Annotated in this window: 15 protein-coding genes and 1 pseudogene; 6 read left to right on the top strand and 10 right to left on the bottom strand. The window is 61.1% G+C overall.

Annotated elements, in window-relative coordinates; genetic code table 11:
- Nucleotides 1-48: 48 nt before the first annotated feature.
- Entirely contained in the window at nucleotides 49-2,901 is a 2,853-nt protein-coding gene (uvrA, locus tag BI364_RS12525) for an excinuclease ABC subunit UvrA (RefSeq protein ID WP_070079036.1), read from the bottom strand.
- Nucleotides 2,902-3,062: 161 nt separating this feature from the next.
- Here uvrA and BI364_RS12520 point away from each other — a divergent pair, with 161 nt between their 5' ends.
- Both BI364_RS12520 and ssb read left to right on the top strand, forming a co-directional pair.
- Entirely contained in the window at nucleotides 3,063-4,457 is a 1,395-nt protein-coding gene (locus BI364_RS12520; protein ID WP_070079035.1) for an MFS transporter, read from the top strand.
- A 66-nt stretch (nucleotides 4,458-4,523) separates the two neighbouring features.
- A complete protein-coding gene (gene ssb / locus BI364_RS12515; RefSeq protein WP_070079034.1) occupies nucleotides 4,524-5,015 on the top strand; it encodes a single-stranded DNA-binding protein in 492 nt (163 codons plus the stop codon).
- A gap of 148 nt (nucleotides 5,016-5,163) precedes the next feature.
- On the opposite strand, the gene BI364_RS12510 is transcribed toward ssb, so the two are convergent.
- Both BI364_RS12510 and BI364_RS18400 read right to left on the bottom strand, forming a co-directional pair.
- Nucleotides 5,164-6,276 (bottom strand): hypothetical protein, encoded by a 1,113-nt coding sequence (locus tag BI364_RS12510; protein ID WP_070079033.1) that lies wholly within the window; start codon nucleotides 6,274-6,276, stop codon nucleotides 5,164-5,166.
- A gap of 283 nt (nucleotides 6,277-6,559) precedes the next feature.
- Nucleotides 6,560-6,775 carry a hypothetical protein gene (locus BI364_RS18400; RefSeq protein WP_197495703.1) on the bottom strand — a complete coding sequence of 72 codons (216 nt, stop codon included), beginning with the start codon at nucleotides 6,773-6,775 and terminating at the stop codon, nucleotides 6,560-6,562.
- 89 nt (nucleotides 6,776-6,864) lie between these two features.
- On the opposite strand from BI364_RS18400, the gene BI364_RS12505 reads away from it, so the two are divergent.
- Nucleotides 6,865-7,086: a hypothetical protein gene (locus BI364_RS12505; RefSeq protein ID WP_070079032.1), complete on the top strand. Its 222-nt coding sequence runs from the start codon at nucleotides 6,865-6,867 to the stop codon at nucleotides 7,084-7,086.
- Between the two features lie 15 nt (nucleotides 7,087-7,101).
- Nucleotides 7,102-7,311 carry a hypothetical protein gene (locus tag BI364_RS12500; protein ID WP_070079031.1) on the top strand — a complete coding sequence of 70 codons (210 nt, stop codon included), beginning with the start codon at nucleotides 7,102-7,104 and terminating at the stop codon, nucleotides 7,309-7,311.
- Nucleotides 7,312-7,414: 103 nt separating this feature from the next.
- Here the strand turns inward: BI364_RS12500 and BI364_RS12495 are convergent, their stop codons facing one another.
- Both BI364_RS12495 and BI364_RS12485 read right to left on the bottom strand, forming a co-directional pair.
- Nucleotides 7,415-7,663: a hypothetical protein gene (locus tag BI364_RS12495; protein ID WP_070079030.1), complete on the bottom strand. Its 249-nt coding sequence runs from the start codon at nucleotides 7,661-7,663 to the stop codon at nucleotides 7,415-7,417.
- Between the two features lie 1,187 nt (nucleotides 7,664-8,850).
- The gene (locus BI364_RS12485) at nucleotides 8,851-9,033 is read right to left on the bottom strand and encodes a hypothetical protein (protein WP_070079028.1); all 183 of its coding nucleotides are present in this window, start codon (nucleotides 9,031-9,033) and stop codon (nucleotides 8,851-8,853) included.
- Between the two features lie 226 nt (nucleotides 9,034-9,259).
- On the opposite strand from BI364_RS12485, the pseudogene BI364_RS19225 reads away from it, so the two are divergent.
- Nucleotides 9,260-9,328: pseudogene (locus BI364_RS19225) on the top strand (hypothetical protein); the annotation flags it as partial.
- 35 nt (nucleotides 9,329-9,363) lie between these two features.
- Nucleotides 9,364-9,771 carry a hypothetical protein gene (locus tag BI364_RS17530; protein WP_233279515.1) on the top strand — a complete coding sequence of 136 codons (408 nt, stop codon included), beginning with the start codon at nucleotides 9,364-9,366 and terminating at the stop codon, nucleotides 9,769-9,771.
- On the opposite strand, the gene BI364_RS18945 is transcribed toward BI364_RS17530, so the two are convergent.
- From BI364_RS18945 to BI364_RS12460, 5 genes are all read right to left on the bottom strand, one after another.
- A complete protein-coding gene (locus BI364_RS18945; protein WP_267887958.1) occupies nucleotides 9,768-9,890 on the bottom strand; it encodes a hypothetical protein in 123 nt (40 codons plus the stop codon). The genes BI364_RS17530 and BI364_RS18945 overlap by 4 nt on opposite strands.
- Nucleotides 9,891-10,357: 467 nt before the next feature.
- Entirely contained in the window at nucleotides 10,358-10,699 is a 342-nt protein-coding gene (locus BI364_RS12475; protein WP_070079026.1) for a type II toxin-antitoxin system RelE/ParE family toxin, read from the bottom strand.
- Nucleotides 10,699-10,974, bottom strand: coding sequence for a type II toxin-antitoxin system Phd/YefM family antitoxin (locus tag BI364_RS12470; RefSeq protein ID WP_070078245.1), 276 nt, complete (start codon nucleotides 10,972-10,974; stop codon nucleotides 10,699-10,701). The genes BI364_RS12475 and BI364_RS12470 overlap by 1 nt, the downstream gene beginning before the upstream one ends.
- Before the next feature lie 72 nt (nucleotides 10,975-11,046).
- Nucleotides 11,047-13,425 (bottom strand): TOTE conflict system archaeo-eukaryotic primase domain-containing protein, encoded by a 2,379-nt coding sequence (locus BI364_RS12465; RefSeq protein ID WP_070079025.1) that lies wholly within the window; start codon nucleotides 13,423-13,425, stop codon nucleotides 11,047-11,049.
- Nucleotides 13,418-13,963, bottom strand: a complete 546-nt coding sequence (locus tag BI364_RS12460) for a hypothetical protein (protein WP_070079024.1) — start codon at nucleotides 13,961-13,963, stop codon at nucleotides 13,418-13,420. The genes BI364_RS12465 and BI364_RS12460 overlap by 8 nt, the downstream gene beginning before the upstream one ends.
- Between the last annotated feature and the right edge of the window lie 4 nt (nucleotides 13,964-13,967).

The raw sequence follows: 13,967 nt of genomic DNA, 5'->3' as shown, positions 1-13,967 counted from the left end.
GTATCGGCTCGTCGGTGGCAATACTGGCCTGACTGCCGCTGTCAGCGTTCAGGCACGTTTACGCGGGCGGGTTTGCCCTCGTTTGAGCAGCGGTTTTAGAAATTGGCCGGTATACGAGCCCGTTGTAGCCGCGATGATTTCCGGGGTGCCCGCCGCAATGATTTCACCGCCGCCATCACCGCCCTCCGGGCCAAGGTCAATCACCCAGTCGGCCGTCTTGATGACATCGAGGTTATGCTCGATGACGACTATCGTATTGCCCTGATCGCGCAGTTGGTGCAGCACCCCAAGCAATTGGTCCACATCGTGGAAGTGCAGCCCCGTGGTAGGCTCGTCGAGTATGTAAAGCGTTCGTCCGGTGGCTCGCTTGGACAGTTCCTTGGCGAGCTTGACGCGTTGCGCCTCACCGCCGGAGAGCGTGGTTGCGCTTTGGCCGAGGGTAATATACGAAAGGCCGACGTCCATCAGCGTTTGTAACTTGCGGTGCACGACGGGAACCGGTGCGAAGAATGTAAGTGCATCCTCTACCGTCATTTGGAGCACTTCGTGCACGTTCTTGCCCTTGTAGGGCACGCTCAAGGTTTCGCGGTTGTAGCGCTGTCCCTTGCACACATCGCAGGGCACGTAAATATCAGCCAGAAAGACCATCTCGACCTTGGTAAAGCCCTCGCCCTGACAGGCTTCGCAGCGTCCACCGCGTACGTTGAAGCTGAAGCGTCCTGGCGTGTAGCCGCGCGATCGCGCTTCGGCGGTGCCCGCGAATAGCTCGCGAATGGGTGTGAAGAGGCCAGTATAGGTGGCCGGATTGGAGCGTGGCGTGCGTCCGATTGGGCTCTGGTCGATGGCCACAATTTTGTCCAGGTGTTCGAGTCCCTCAACGGCATCAAAGGCGGCCGGTTCCTCGCTGGCGCCGTAGAAGTGCTTGGCAAGCAGGCGGTACACGGTGTCGTTGACCAAGGTGGACTTGCCGGAACCGGAAACGCCGGTCACGCAGGTGAGCAGACCCAGCGGGATTGCCATGTCTACACCTTTTAGATTGTTCCCGCGGGCGCCTTTGACGGTTAGCCAGGCATCTTCGTCCGGGATATGCCGTTGCTCGGGAACCGCGACGCTGCGTTGCCCGGAGAGATACTGTCCGGTCAGCGAGGCGGGGTTGGCGGCCACAGCGTCGGGCGTACCCTCTGCGATCACGCGACCGCCATGTAGACCAGCTCCGGGCCCAATGTCGACGACATGGTCAGCGGCGCGAATCGCGTCCTCGTCGTGTTCCACCACGATCACGCTGTTGCCGAGATCGCGCAGGCGGGCGAGGGTGTCGAGCAAGCGTTGGTTGTCGCGCTGGTGCAGGCCGATGGAGGGCTCGTCCAGAACATACATTACGCCCACCAGTCCGGCACCGATCTGACTGGCCAGCCGGATGCGCTGCGCCTCGCCACCGGAGAGTGTGTCCGCACTGCGTTCCAGCGTGAGGTAATCCAGACCCACGTTCACCAGAAAGCTGAGGCGGGCCACGATTTCCTTGACGATTTTGCTCGCGATCTGGCCGCGCCGACCCGGCAGGTCAAGCTGCGTGAAGAAGGCCAGGGCCTGTTCGATCGGCGTGCGGGTCAATTCGGGCAGCGGGCGTTCGCCCACGAACACATGCCGGGCGGCACGATTCAGACGGCTGCCGCCGCAGTCCGCGCACTGCCGGCTAGACAGGTACCGCCCGAGTTCCTCGCGCACCGCGCTCGACTCGGTTTCACGGTAGCGCCGCGCCATGTTCGGCAATATGCCCTCGAAGGGGTGGCTGCGCTTGACCGCCTTGCCGCGTGCGTCGCGCTCGGTGAAAGTGATGGACTCGCGCCCGCTGCCGTCGAGCATGATGTGGCGTATCTTGGCGGGCAATTCATTCCAGGGGACTTCGGGGTCGAAATCGTAGTGCGCGGCAAGCGCCCCGACCAGGCGGTAGTAGTGCTCGTTGCGCCGGTCCCAGCCACGGATGGCGCCACCGGCGAGACTCAGGTCGGGATTGACGACCACGCGCTCTGGATCGAAGAAAGACTGTATGCCGAGACCGTCGCAAGTCGTGCAGGCGCCGAATGGATTGTTGAATGAAAATAGCCGTGGCTCAAGCTCCGCAAGCGAATAGCCGCATTGGGGGCAGGCGTAACGCGAAGAGCAGACCAGTTCCTCCCGCTGTTTGTCGTCCATGAAGGCGATGCGTGCGATGCCCTCGCCCAGGCGCAGAGCGGTTTCGAATGATTCGGCAAGTCGCAGCGCAATGTCCGGTCGCACGCGCAGTCGGTCGATGACGGCCTCGATGCTGTGCTTACGCTTGGGATCGAGGACGGGCGTGCTGTCGAGCTCATGGATCTCGCCGTCGACCCGCGCGCGGATGAAACCCTGGCTGCGCAGCTCGTCGAGCACCTGTGCATGCTCGCCTTTGCGCCCGGAAATCAGCGGCGCCAACAGCATGATCCGCGTACCCTCCGGCAGGGCGAGGATCTGATCGACCATCTGGCTAACGGTCTGTGCCTCCAGCGGCAGATCGTGGTCCGGGCAATGCGGTGTGCCGGCCCGTGCGTACAGCAGCCGCAGGTAGTCGTAGATCTCCGTGATGGTGCCCACGGTGGAGCGGGGGTTGTGCGAAGTGGTTTTCTGCTCGATGGAGATCGCGGGCGACAAGCCCTCGATATAGTCCACGTCGGGCTTTTCCATCACCGACAGGAACTGGCGCGCGTAGGCCGATAAAGACTCCACATAGCGCCGCTGGCCTTCCGCGAACAAAGTGTCGAAGGCGAGCGAAGATTTGCCAGAGCCCGATAGTCCGGTAATCACCACCAGCCGCTCGCGCGGCAGGTCAAGATCGATGTTTTTGAGATTATGGGTGCGGGCACCGCGGATGCGGATAAAGTCCATTGAGGCTACCAAGACGCGATTCAGCCGGTTATCTTAAGCCCGGACTCCAGTCGCTGCCAGTCCGAGGGATATTTTCTCGATTATCGTGGTCGAAACCTTGGACCCGAAGGGGGTCATGCCTAACCTATAGTCACTACACACAATTACTCAGGAGCGTATTGATGCAGCAGCGCAAGGCATCCGGATTCGACGACGCCATGTCGCCACAGGAAAAACGCACGGCTATGTCATTGGCCGGCATCTACTCCGTCCGCATGCTCGGGCTGTTCATGATATTGCCGGTGTTCACGCTGTACGGGGCAGAGCTCAAGGGGCACACGCCCTTTCTCATCGGCCTCGCCATCGGTATCTATGGCCTCACCCAGGCTATTCTGCAAATTCCGTTCGGCATGTTGTCCGACCGCATCGGGCGCAAGCCGATCATTCTCGGCGGCCTAGTTATCTTCATCATTGGCAGTATCGTGGCCGCTTTGTCCCACTCGATCTATGGCGTGATCTTCGGGCGTGCCCTGCAGGGCGCCGGGGCGATTTCTTCCACGGTCATGGCCCTGGCCGCAGATCTGACGCGGGACGAGCATCGTACCAAGGTCATGGGTTCCATCGGCTTGAGCATCGGTATTGCCTTCAGCGTCGCGCTGGTTGCCGGCCCGATACTCAATCGCTGGATCGGTGTTGACGGCATCTTCTGGGTGACCGCCGTGCTTGGCTTGGTCGGCATGGCCATCGCCCAGTGGATGGTGCCGACGCCGCGGGAGCACAAGCTGCACCGGGATACCGAGGTGGTTGCCGACGCCTTCGGCGCCGTACTGCGCGACACCCAGCTGCTGCGCCTAGACCTCGGTATTTTCATGATGCAGTTCGTGCTGACCGCGAATTTCGTGATCCTGCCGCTCGTGCTGACCCGGTTGACCGGTATTGAGCGCGGCGATAGCTGGGAGCTGTATCTGCCGGTGATGTTGATTGCCTTCATCATCATGGTGCCATTGATCATCATCTCGGAAAAACGCCGCAAGATGAAGTCGATGTTCCTCGGGGCGATCGCCGTGCTCGGCCTGTCCGAAATTCTCTATCTGTTCAGCGATCGCTCGCTGGCTGAGATGATCGCCACCCTGCTGATCTTCTTCACGGCCTTCAACCTGCTGGAGGCCAGTCTGCCATCGCTGGTCGCCAAGATGGCGCCGGCGGCGCGCAAGGGCACCGCCATGGGCGTGTACTCGACCGCACAGTTCCTGGGTATCTTTGCGGGTGGTGCTGCCGGTGGTGCCGTCTACGGCCACTGGGGGTTTGATGGCGTATTCCTCCTGGGCGCCGCCGGTGTCGCGATCTGGTTGTTGTTGGCCAGCAGCATGAAAAGCCCGCGCTATCTGTCGAGCTATGTACTGCATCTGGAAGAGGCTGCCGCCCGTGAAGAAGCAGGCACCGCCGCGGCATTGGCGCGCGTGCCGGGGGTTGCCGAGGTGATGGTCGTGGCCGAGGAAAGCGTGGCCTATCTCAAGGTCGACCGTAACGCCCTGGACGAGTCCCGTCTGCGTGAGTTTTCGCCGGCAAGCACGTAGAATGCCGGCTTTGAGCCCCCTGCGCCGGCACGCCGCCGGGGGCGTGCATCAGGGAGACAGGGATTCATGGCCAGAGGCGTCAACAAAGTCATTTTGATCGGCAACCTCGGGGGCGATCCCGAGGTGCGTTACATGCCTAGCGGCGGCGCGGTGACCAATGTCACCCTCGCGACCACCGAGAGCTGGAAGGACAAGAACAGCGGCGATCGCCAGGAACGCACTGAATGGCACCGCGTGGTGTTCTTCAACAAGCTTGCCGAGATTGCGGGTGAATACCTGCGCAAGGGTTCCCAGGTCTATGTCGAGGGTAGCCTGCGTACGCGCAAGTGGCAGGGCCAGGACGGTCAAGACCGCTACACCACCGAAGTCGTTGCCTCCGACATGCAGATGCTTGGCGGTCGCGCAGGCGGCACGGCCGGCTTCGATGCCCCAGCCGCGCAGGAGCGCCAACCAGCTGCAGCCCCAGCTCCGGCTGCTAGCAGCCGCGCCCCGGCCCAGCAGCAGCCGCCAGCGCACCAGGAAGCGCCCATCGATTTTGATGACGATATTCCGTTCTAGTTCCCGCTAAAGTTAAAAGTGTAGAAGTGCTTAATTAATAGCCCGCGAAAGCGGGCTATTCTCGTCAGCTCGCCACCCCAATTCGACACCTTCTCCATAAGCAGTGGGGCAGTCCCGGCGATGTCGAGCGGGTGGTAGGGTACGCAGCTCAGAAACCAAAAATCATGTCTTCGATCGAGCTGAAGACCCGCTGTTCGCGGCGGTCGGCCAGAAGGCCCTTCAATATCCCCAGATTGCGCAGTTGCGCGTATAACTGCGCGACGTCCTGGACGTCCGCGCGCATTTCCCGCTCCCAGGCCTTGAAGCGTTGTTCACGAACCTTGCGGGTGGTGCTGTAAAAAAGTTGGTATACCAGCGAGCGCAACGGATTGTCGTGGATGATGCCGTTTCGTTCTTCACGCAGTTGTTCCAGCCGGATTTCCATCAATTCGCAGGCCTGCGCCATTTCCGTCTCGGCCAGAGCCAACTCATCGCTGCCGACGGCCTCGCCATGGAGCGTAAGTAGCGTGATGATGTCGCCCTGCTCGCGTGCGACGAGTAGCTGCTGCATCAAAGTCTGTTTGTGCCGGCGCTGCAGCGGGTCCAATTCGCGGTCGGGATGCAGGGCCTGGGCCGCACGCCGGAAGAGGCGACGCGCCCAGGTGCCATCCATCAACTGCCTCGTACGCTCCCGGCTGTCGACATCTTTCGGTGTGTCGGTCCAATCGTGGTCGGTGTCGCCTTCGTCATCAAATAAGGTGAAGGCCTCGTCGCCGAATAAATCCCCTTGCGGATCGTCGCTTGTCTCGGGCTTCGTGCCAGAATCCGTCGAACGAAATGCTTCCTCAAAGGCAGCCTCGACGTATTCGGAAAATTCCGCCACCTGGGCGTCCATCTCTGCCTCGCTCAGACCAAGCAACGCCGAGAGCGAAGCGCGGAACCGCGCGTGCAACTGTTCGCCGGCAGCCGCATCCATCCGCTGGACCCGCTGAATGGTTTCGGTAATCCAGTCACTGAGTTCCTCGCGTTGCCAGCTGCAAAGGCTTTTACGGGAGAAAAACTCGATCAGGCGTTCCGCTAACCGGATCAGGGGATCAAGGTGCCCGTGATCGGCGTCTCGAAGGCAGGACTGATAACGCTCCACCAGCGCGTCCAAATCCGCTGCCAGCTTACACTTGAGATGCTCCTGCCGCTGCAACTGCTTACGCAGCTTGTCGAAGCGCTGCTGTAAGACATGATGGCTACGATGAGTGGCGGCACTGGTACTGAGAGAAATTTCCATGTCGTCTGGCCGGTGAGCGTCAGGCTTCAAAACTTAACATCCTCCCCGCCCTTGGCTTGTGGCCACCGCTTGCGCGGGAAGGACGGAGATTCCTACCGCGCTCAGGCGTGGGTGGCATTGAGCCGCCCCAGAGTCGCTTCGGTGGGTTCCTGCTGCTGGCGGCATTACTGCACCGCTCACTTCACAGGCGAACCGGGCGTGTCCTGCCCTTAGTACGTTGATTGTATAGTATAAAGTTACACTTGGCTGCCCTCAAGAACAATAGGCGGCTACGCCGACAGCACTATCCTTCCCCGCCCTGAACGACGGGACTTGTCGCGCACTTGGTCAACAAGGCTTCCTTGCGGATTGAGCTGTAAATCAGCCACTCAGCGGAAGCGACTAGGCCCGACATCGCGGAGAGTCGGCCCAATGCTTGTTCCGCTGGGTCAGGCAGATTCAAGGCACTGACAAAGCGCATGTGACCGGTAACCAGGCAGTCCTCGACCGACTGGTCCATCAGTGCTCGGGTGCGCCAGTTGGGTCTCTAGCTCCGGACGTTTTGCCAGCAGATTACGAATCCACTCGTCGTGGATCTGTTCGGTCCACTTGGCCGCGAAAATAATATTCCAGGCCCCGCCACCGCGCGCCAGCGCGCATGAGATCGCACTGTCTGCGGCGAACGTCATCAACCCAATCAACCAGCGTCTTGAGGAGCTCCGCTTGCGCTTGCGCGAGACGCAGCCAGTCAAGGTTGGCAGCGTCACGCTTGGGCTTTATGCCTGTGGGCGGGGATGCCTGACCTGCCCGCATCTGAAGTGGTCGATCTGATGGGAGCGCCGCACCGTGAAGGCCCATTTCTTTCAGGCCCACGCCATTCAGGCACAACTTCGGAGGCTTCACTCGACCGGGGATTTTGCGGCAGGTGCCGCAGAAACCAGAAGGCTTGTCGAGGAAGCCCAGCGTCTTTTCAAGGTCCGTAGCGAGCTGGCAAGGGGGATTGGCATCATGCGTCGGGCCCTGATCCGAGCCGCCGACCCGGTCGAAAAGGACTGACGCCGCGCCACCCGTAACCCAGGCCGGACTGACCGTGAGCGCAAGCGATCGGGCAGGGAGGCGCCTTTGATCTGGACTCCAGGCATCGCGCAGAACAGCGTCATCAGCGCCAATCTCCGCAACACCGCGACGCCTTGCGCTGCCACCAGACCCCCTCGCGCGAAGCCTTGCCACGCAGCCTTTCGGCGAGCAAACACCCACTCTCGGGCTTGCGCTTTGCGTGGATGCCGGGCGTGGCGGCGGGTTTGGCCTTGGCGCTACCGGGCAGAGATCCGAGCGGTTTGGCCTTGGCGCTGCGGGCAGGGGCTTTGGGTTTGCCGGCAGCCCGCGCGGTGGTTTGGTTTTGCGCCATGGGCTGCGCTGGAGCCGGATTTTGCAACGCACAAGGCGCTGCTTTCACCGCCGCGCGACGCCACTCAACGCATAGGCTATTGAGTTTTTAGAGTCGATAAAGTCAGTCTTTTGGCCGACAACACACCCCGAACACGCCGCTATTTTGGCCAAGAAGCGTCGTCTCAAGCGTGCACGTCCCGCGCGATGCCGGTACGAGGCACGGCCCTGATCTGGCGAGCTAATCGGATGGCATCGCGCCACCCGTAACCCAGGCCGGACTGACCGTGAGCGCAAGCGATCGGGCAGGGAGGCGCCTTTGATCTGGACTCCAGACACCGCGCAGAACAGCGTTAGACACTCCAATCCCAGCAACACCGCGACGCCTTGCGCTGCCGCGAAAGCACTCGGTCATGGCTGCGGCTACGCGCTCGGCGATCACCGCTGGGCTTGGCGGCGGAGCGGTGATGGCGCACCCACTCAGACCAAACTCCGGCCTGGATCGAAGGCGCGGTGTGCGCATCGCCCCTCGATCATGGCTACGGCTACGCGCTCGGCGATCACCGCTGCCCATCACTCCATCCTTGCTCGGAGCGCGGTCTTGGGCGGACACGGCGGCTCTCGGAAAAGGCGCCGATCCTTGCACGTTTTCGGTACTTCGCGATGGCAAAAACACCCCTCTACGGCGGTCGAATTCAGCCCTCTCTGGAGCGTCGCAAAAACCACAAGTTATGAATGGTCATCACTTCCTGCGGAACTTAAATAAAGAATCAGTCCGTAGCGCGTTTTTCTGTGTCGCGTTTTTGGGCGTTTTTCGCGGGTACGACGCTGGTCTCGGCGCCTCGCCCTGAGCTGGTTCCGCGCCAGGTCTCGAGGGAGCCTTTCGCCTCGGTTTGAATTTGTGCTCGCACTGGGTCCTCGCATATCCGACGTTGGTGCCAAAGGAATTTATTTGCCATGCCATTACGCGTCGTCGCCACCGCGCTACCCTTCCGTTGTTCTCGTTGCAGAGAGCGACAAGCAACGCGGGCAATCCTCAAGAGAAACGTGACGAACAGCCCATCAACCCGCTGTTCCTCGAGCTCAAGCGCCGCAGGGCACGACACCCGAACGCTGTGCGCTTCGCCATGCTCCTCAGTGAGTGCTTGCTTGCTGCGCGAGATGTGTGTGTTGACGCGGCCGGCGCGCACCTGCCGATGGCGGCCGAGATCAACCTTCCAGCGAGTGACGTTGTCGCGGTAGCGCGATGGGGGCGCCGTGCTTTGCGAGGATGCGGCGTCGCTCCCTGACGACTGGCTGGCGGCGGGTGGGTCGGACCTCGGCGTCTTCTTGCGCCACGGCATAGAGATCGGCTCTTTGTCGCGTGTCGCGCGAGCCGGCGAAGCGATTCACTAAGAAGCCTGCATGAGCAAGGCTGTCGTCATCGTCGAGTCCCCGGCAAAGCGCAAGTCACACAGCACATACTGGGACACGACTACCTCGTCACCGCGAGTGTCGGCCATGTGCGCGATCTGCCGTGCAACAGCGTGGGCGTTGCACCACTCGTCTTCGCGTTTGAGGATGGGGTCACCGAGCGAGGCAAGAGCGAGGCAAGGACGTGCTCTCTCCGCTGCGCAAAATGATTCAGGGCGCTGACAACGTCATCTTGGCGACCGATCCGGGTTGCAAGGGCAAGGCCATTGCGTGGCACCTCAAGGAAACACTCAAGCTCTCCGAGTCTCGGTGCCCGCGCGTCACCTACCACGAAGTCACGGGGAGTGCTGTCCGCGCCGCCATCACGCGGCTGCGCAGATCGACAGGCACCTGGTGCGCGCGCAGGAGGAGTGGCGTGCCCTCGATCGGCTCGTCGGCTACACGCTGTCGAGCGCGGTCTCGTCAGCGGTCGGCGTCAGTCGCCTCTGGGCTGGGCCGGTCAATCCCTTTGGCGCGAGGCTCAAGCTCGCCAACGGTGGCGCCGTCGAGTGGCGGACCGACCCCTGGCTGCCGGAGGGGACCCTCTACGTACTAGACCGCGCACTGGCCGAGCGCGTGGCCTTGACGTGCAAGCTCAAGTGGTTGGTAACGGCGAGCCGTATGACGCGCGAACGTCACGTACGGTTCTGCGGGAGGCTGGAGGCGTGCGCGATCTAGTGCGATGAATGCTCGCGCTGGCGTTCTTTATTCTCAAGGTGCTTCATGAAAAAAATGAAGCCCAAAATCGAGTAGGTGCCGCCAATCATGATAAGGCCTATGACGATGGGTGCGGACATGATGACCTCCTGTGCTTGGTGATGAGTATAAACCCTGTACGAGGACACGATAAATGCTTACCCACCGTCGTCATGCAGGTACCCCAGCATCAGGGTCGCCCTCTGCAGCGAGAACCAGAGAGCAACCGCCACGCCGGGTATGACTCCTATCGCCGGCACCGAACCAAAAGCGTGTACATGACTGTCCAAAAATACGGCTCTATCCGCGACTTGGCTGCGCATGCGTGCGCCTCGCCAGATGAGGCTGTTGAATTCAGAAGCGAGTGCGCCAACGACGTCGTCGCGACCAGCGCACCTGATTGAATGCGCGTGAAATCAGTGGCCAGTTTTTCCCGGTAGTTTTTCCGGTCACGAAGTTTCCACCACAGTTTGGCTCCTAGCGCCAAGTCCTTTCCGCTCGCCCCATGGGTTGACCATGTGCCGACTGGCCTCCCGAGCTGATGAGTGCTGGCGCGGGTTGCTGTGAGTCACGCACCGAGCAGGCGGCGAGCCAGCCCCGATTGCATATCACGCCGTCCATCAGCAATCAGGTAGATGATGACTTGGCTGCCTGTGACACGGTAAATCGCGCGGTAAGGCTTGAAGAAAGTCTGGCGGTATTCTTTGATTCCAAGGCCAACCAGTTCTTTCGGGAAGCTGCCGCGTTCCGGGAATTTCGACAGGCTCTCCACAACGTCCATCAACTCATCCAACACATGGTTGGCGTTGGCCACGCAGTCGAATTCTGAGATGTAGTCGTGGATGGCTTCCAAGTCCTGCGCCGCACCTTCGGTGAGCAGAACTTCGAACTTTGCAGGTGCGCCTTTCATCAGATTGAGGCTCGCTTGGCGCGGAGGCGGGCAACGACGTCAGCCACAGGCTTGACCTTGCCAGCGGCCACATCCTGATTGCCCAGCGCAAGGATTTTTAGCAAGGCCAGTGTTTCTTGCGTCTCTTCGAACGAGGCGACGTCCTGCAGGACAGCCTTGGCCTCACCGTTTTGGGTGATGACCATGGGCTCACGCTGCTCAGCGAGGTGCGCCAGAACCTCGGCGGCGTTGGCTTTGAGGTAGCTGATGGGCTTGACTTGTGATGAGTAGCGCATGGTCGTGCTCCAAACTTGATAAGGACTTAATATGGTCTTTTTATGGTCTCGTGACAAGATGTGGAGACGACCTCAGGAGAATTCATCATCATTGTGCAGGCACATCAGAGAACCCACCCCGTAACCCATCGCGCGGTAGCCGCGCTGCCGCTTGTCCCACATCCGCAGCAACGCTGGGTGGCCGGCGTCTACAAAATCGATGATCCGCACATCAGTCTTGCTGGCGTGCTCGCGGTGCAGTCGTCCGGCGTACTGCTGCAGGGTGCCCTTCCAGGACACAGGCATGGCCAGCACCAGCGTGTCGAGCGGCGGGTGATCGAAGCCTTCGCCGACCAGCTTGCCGGTCGAAAGAAGAATGCGCGGCGCGTCGGGCAGCAGTGCATCCAGGTCAGCGACCAGCGCCGCTCGCTGTTTCCTGGACATTCGACCGTGCAAAACGAAAGGCGCCGGTTCCAACCCATCGAGTGTCGCTTTGATCGCATCAAGGTGTTCCGTGCGCTCGGTTAGCACCAGCACCTTGCGTCCCTGCCCGACTGCATCAAGCACCTCGGCGGCGATGGCTTCCGTTCTGGCCTGGTCATTGACGAGATGACGAAACACGTCCTGGATGCCTGCATCGGTGGGCAGATCGATACGCGTGAAGCGTGAACGAGGCAGCACTTCCAGATCGTGAGGCGCACCGGCAGGCTTGGCCGCCGTGTATCGGATCGGCCCGCACTGCATGAAGATGATTGGCTGCTGCCCATCACGGCGGATGGGCGTCGCCGTCAGGCCCAGCACATACTTGGCCTTGGTCCGCTTCAGGATGGCATCAAACGACACAGCGCCAATGTGGTGGCACTCGTCCACGATCACCTGACCATAGTTTTCTACCAGCGGGTTCACCTCGCCCTGCCGGGAGATGGACTGCATCACGGCAATGTCGATCTTGCCCGTAGGTTTGGCCTTGCCACCGCCGATGGTGCCGACCACGCCCTTGCCAACGCCCAGAAAAGCCTGCAGACGTTCCTGCCATTGCTTGAGTAGTACCGTTCGATGCACCAGCACCAGTGTGTTTACACCCCGGCACGCGATCATTGCGGCGGCGGTGACCGTTTTGCCAAAGGCCGTCGGAGCGCACAGCACGCCGGTGTCGTGATGCAGCATTCCGGCAACTGCGGCCTCCTGGTCCAGACGCAAGGTGCCGTCGAAGGAGACATCAATGGGTTCTCCCCCGAAGCGCTCATCGCGCAAGTCACAGGCGATACCGTTGTCCCGCAGCAGATCCAGCGCGGCATCGAGGCAACCGCGAGGCAAGGCGATGTGCTTCGGGTAGTTCTCCGCATTGCCGATGACACGCGGCTTGTCCCATACCGACATGCGCATGGCCTGGGCCTTGTAGAACTCGGGATTCTGGAAGGCAGCTAGACGAATCAGGCGGTTGGCCAGTGCCTGGGGCAGTTGGTTCTTCTCAAAATAGATCAGGTTGGCCAGCGTCACGGCCAGTGACTTGGGCATCTGCCCGGCCAGCTTCTTGGGTGACGTGCTCTGCCGCTTCCAGGGTGTGGCCAAGTCCTCATCGTCGATGAATGTCACATCCAACGGGTGGACGCCGCCCGCGGCCCGCAGGATGGTCGGCTCGATATCGTGTGCGACCATGGGCTGGATGGATGCCAGGAATCCCCACTGATCCGGATAGGGCTGCAGTTCAGCGTCGACGAACACGCTGAAGCCACTCTCGCGAGGCCACTTCTGTAGCGGCAAGGCAATCAGGTTGCCGAAGCCGCCTTTGGGCATCGTGTCCTGGTTGGGGAATAGACGATCATAGGATTCCAGCTTCAGTTGCCGGGTGCGCGAGCAGGTATGGCTGATGATCGCCGTGCCCAAACGCCGGGCATCGCGGGCAGCAACGCGGCTGGCGAAGAACACCCATGCGTGCGCGCCATTCCCGGACCGCGAGATTTCCAGCGCCGCCGGAACACCCAGTTCTTCGCAGGACTTTATGAAGGCTCGCGCGTCGTCGCGCCAGTCGGCCTCGTCGAAATCGACAGCCAGAAAATAGCAGGTGTCATCCTCCAGCAGCGGATAGACACCGACCGTGTGCTTGCCGGCCAGATGGTCGTAGATCATCGCATCGGACATCGGGATCAACAGACGATTGCTGCAATCGCCGCACTTGATGCGCGGCTTTTCACAAACACCGGCGCGCCACTCATTGGCGCAGGCTGGGGCGTAGCCCGACTTGCCAGAGGTCTTGCTTTCCCAGCGGACCGGATAGACATCCGTACGCCCGCGAAACAATCGCCGGAAAAGTGCCAACTTTTCTGTGGTGGACAGCCGAGACGGCTCCGATTCTTGAGCCACAGCCTCCACTGGCGGCGGCAACTTCCACGCGATGCCGTGGGCCTCGAGTAGCCCGATCAGGCGGGCGTTTTCGGCTTGGAGCACCGCAAGGTCGGACGGGTCAGTCATCGACCCCGTGCTCAGCCAGCAATTCATCCATGTCGTCGCCCACGCCATAACCAAAGTTGTGGCTGATGCGTCGAACATCATCCAGGCGCTCCAAGAGGGCCGGTCGCGTCGTGTTGGGCAGGGCCGCAATGGTCTTCAATGCCTGCTCAAACATTCGCACCAGCGCATCAAAGTAACCTTCGTCCTGCAGGCCAATATCGTTGCTGAAACCAGCAGCACACTCGCAATAGAACACCATCAGTTCTGCCAGCCCGTCGGTTTGCCCTACAGCTTTCTTGTAGTCCGTAATCGCTTTCTTGGCCTTGGCGACCGAGGTGTCCTGGTTCTCGAACACATCGGGCCACAGCCAGCTGTCGATGGTGGCCTTGTAGGGTTTCAGAACATCGTCGCCCAGCCCAAAGCGAGCGTGCAAGAAGGCCTGGTTGTCCTTGCTGGCTGCGTAGAGGTCTTGCACCAGGCCAAGCAAGCCGGCGCGGTCGAAGTCTGCCAGCTTGGTTTTGACGTCGCTCCAGCTGGGGTTGTTCTTTTTTGTTGCCATCTCA

The sequence above is a fragment of the Acidihalobacter yilgarnensis genome (genome assembly GCF_001753245.1).
Taxonomy (GTDB): domain Bacteria; phylum Pseudomonadota; class Gammaproteobacteria; order DSM-5130; family Acidihalobacteraceae; genus Acidihalobacter; species Acidihalobacter yilgarnensis.
The sequence above is the reverse complement of the archived record's forward strand: the minus strand, read 5'-3'. Positions and strand labels throughout refer to the sequence as shown.

Bases quoted from the DNA above. Each gene is read 5' to 3' on its own strand.
- BI364_RS18945 (WP_267887958.1), bottom strand. From the start codon at position 9,890: ATGTCCGCACCCATCGTCATAGGCCTTATCATGATTGGCGGCACCTAC.
- BI364_RS12520 (WP_070079035.1), top strand. From the start codon at position 3,063: ATGCAGCAGCGCAAGGCATCCGGATTCGACGACGCCATGTCGCCACAG.
- BI364_RS12465 (WP_070079025.1), bottom strand. From the start codon at position 13,425: ATGACTGACCCGTCCGACCTTGCGGTGCTCCAAGCCGAAAACGCCCGC.
- uvrA (WP_070079036.1), bottom strand. From the start codon at position 2,901: ATGGACTTTATCCGCATCCGCGGTGCCCGCACCCATAATCTCAAAAAC.
- ssb (WP_070079034.1), top strand. From the start codon at position 4,524: ATGGCCAGAGGCGTCAACAAAGTCATTTTGATCGGCAACCTCGGGGGC.
- BI364_RS12475 (WP_070079026.1), bottom strand. From the start codon at position 10,699: ATGAAAGGCGCACCTGCAAAGTTCGAAGTTCTGCTCACCGAAGGTGCG.
- BI364_RS12470 (WP_070078245.1), bottom strand. From the start codon at position 10,974: ATGCGCTACTCATCACAAGTCAAGCCCATCAGCTACCTCAAAGCCAAC.
- BI364_RS12495 (WP_070079030.1), bottom strand. From the start codon at position 7,663: ATGGCGCAAAACCAAACCACCGCGCGGGCTGCCGGCAAACCCAAAGCC.
- BI364_RS12510 (WP_070079033.1), bottom strand. From the start codon at position 6,276: ATGGAAATTTCTCTCAGTACCAGTGCCGCCACTCATCGTAGCCATCAT.
- BI364_RS18400 (WP_197495703.1), bottom strand. From the start codon at position 6,775: ATGGACCAGTCGGTCGAGGACTGCCTGGTTACCGGTCACATGCGCTTT.
- BI364_RS12460 (WP_070079024.1), bottom strand. From the start codon at position 13,963: ATGGCAACAAAAAAGAACAACCCCAGCTGGAGCGACGTCAAAACCAAG.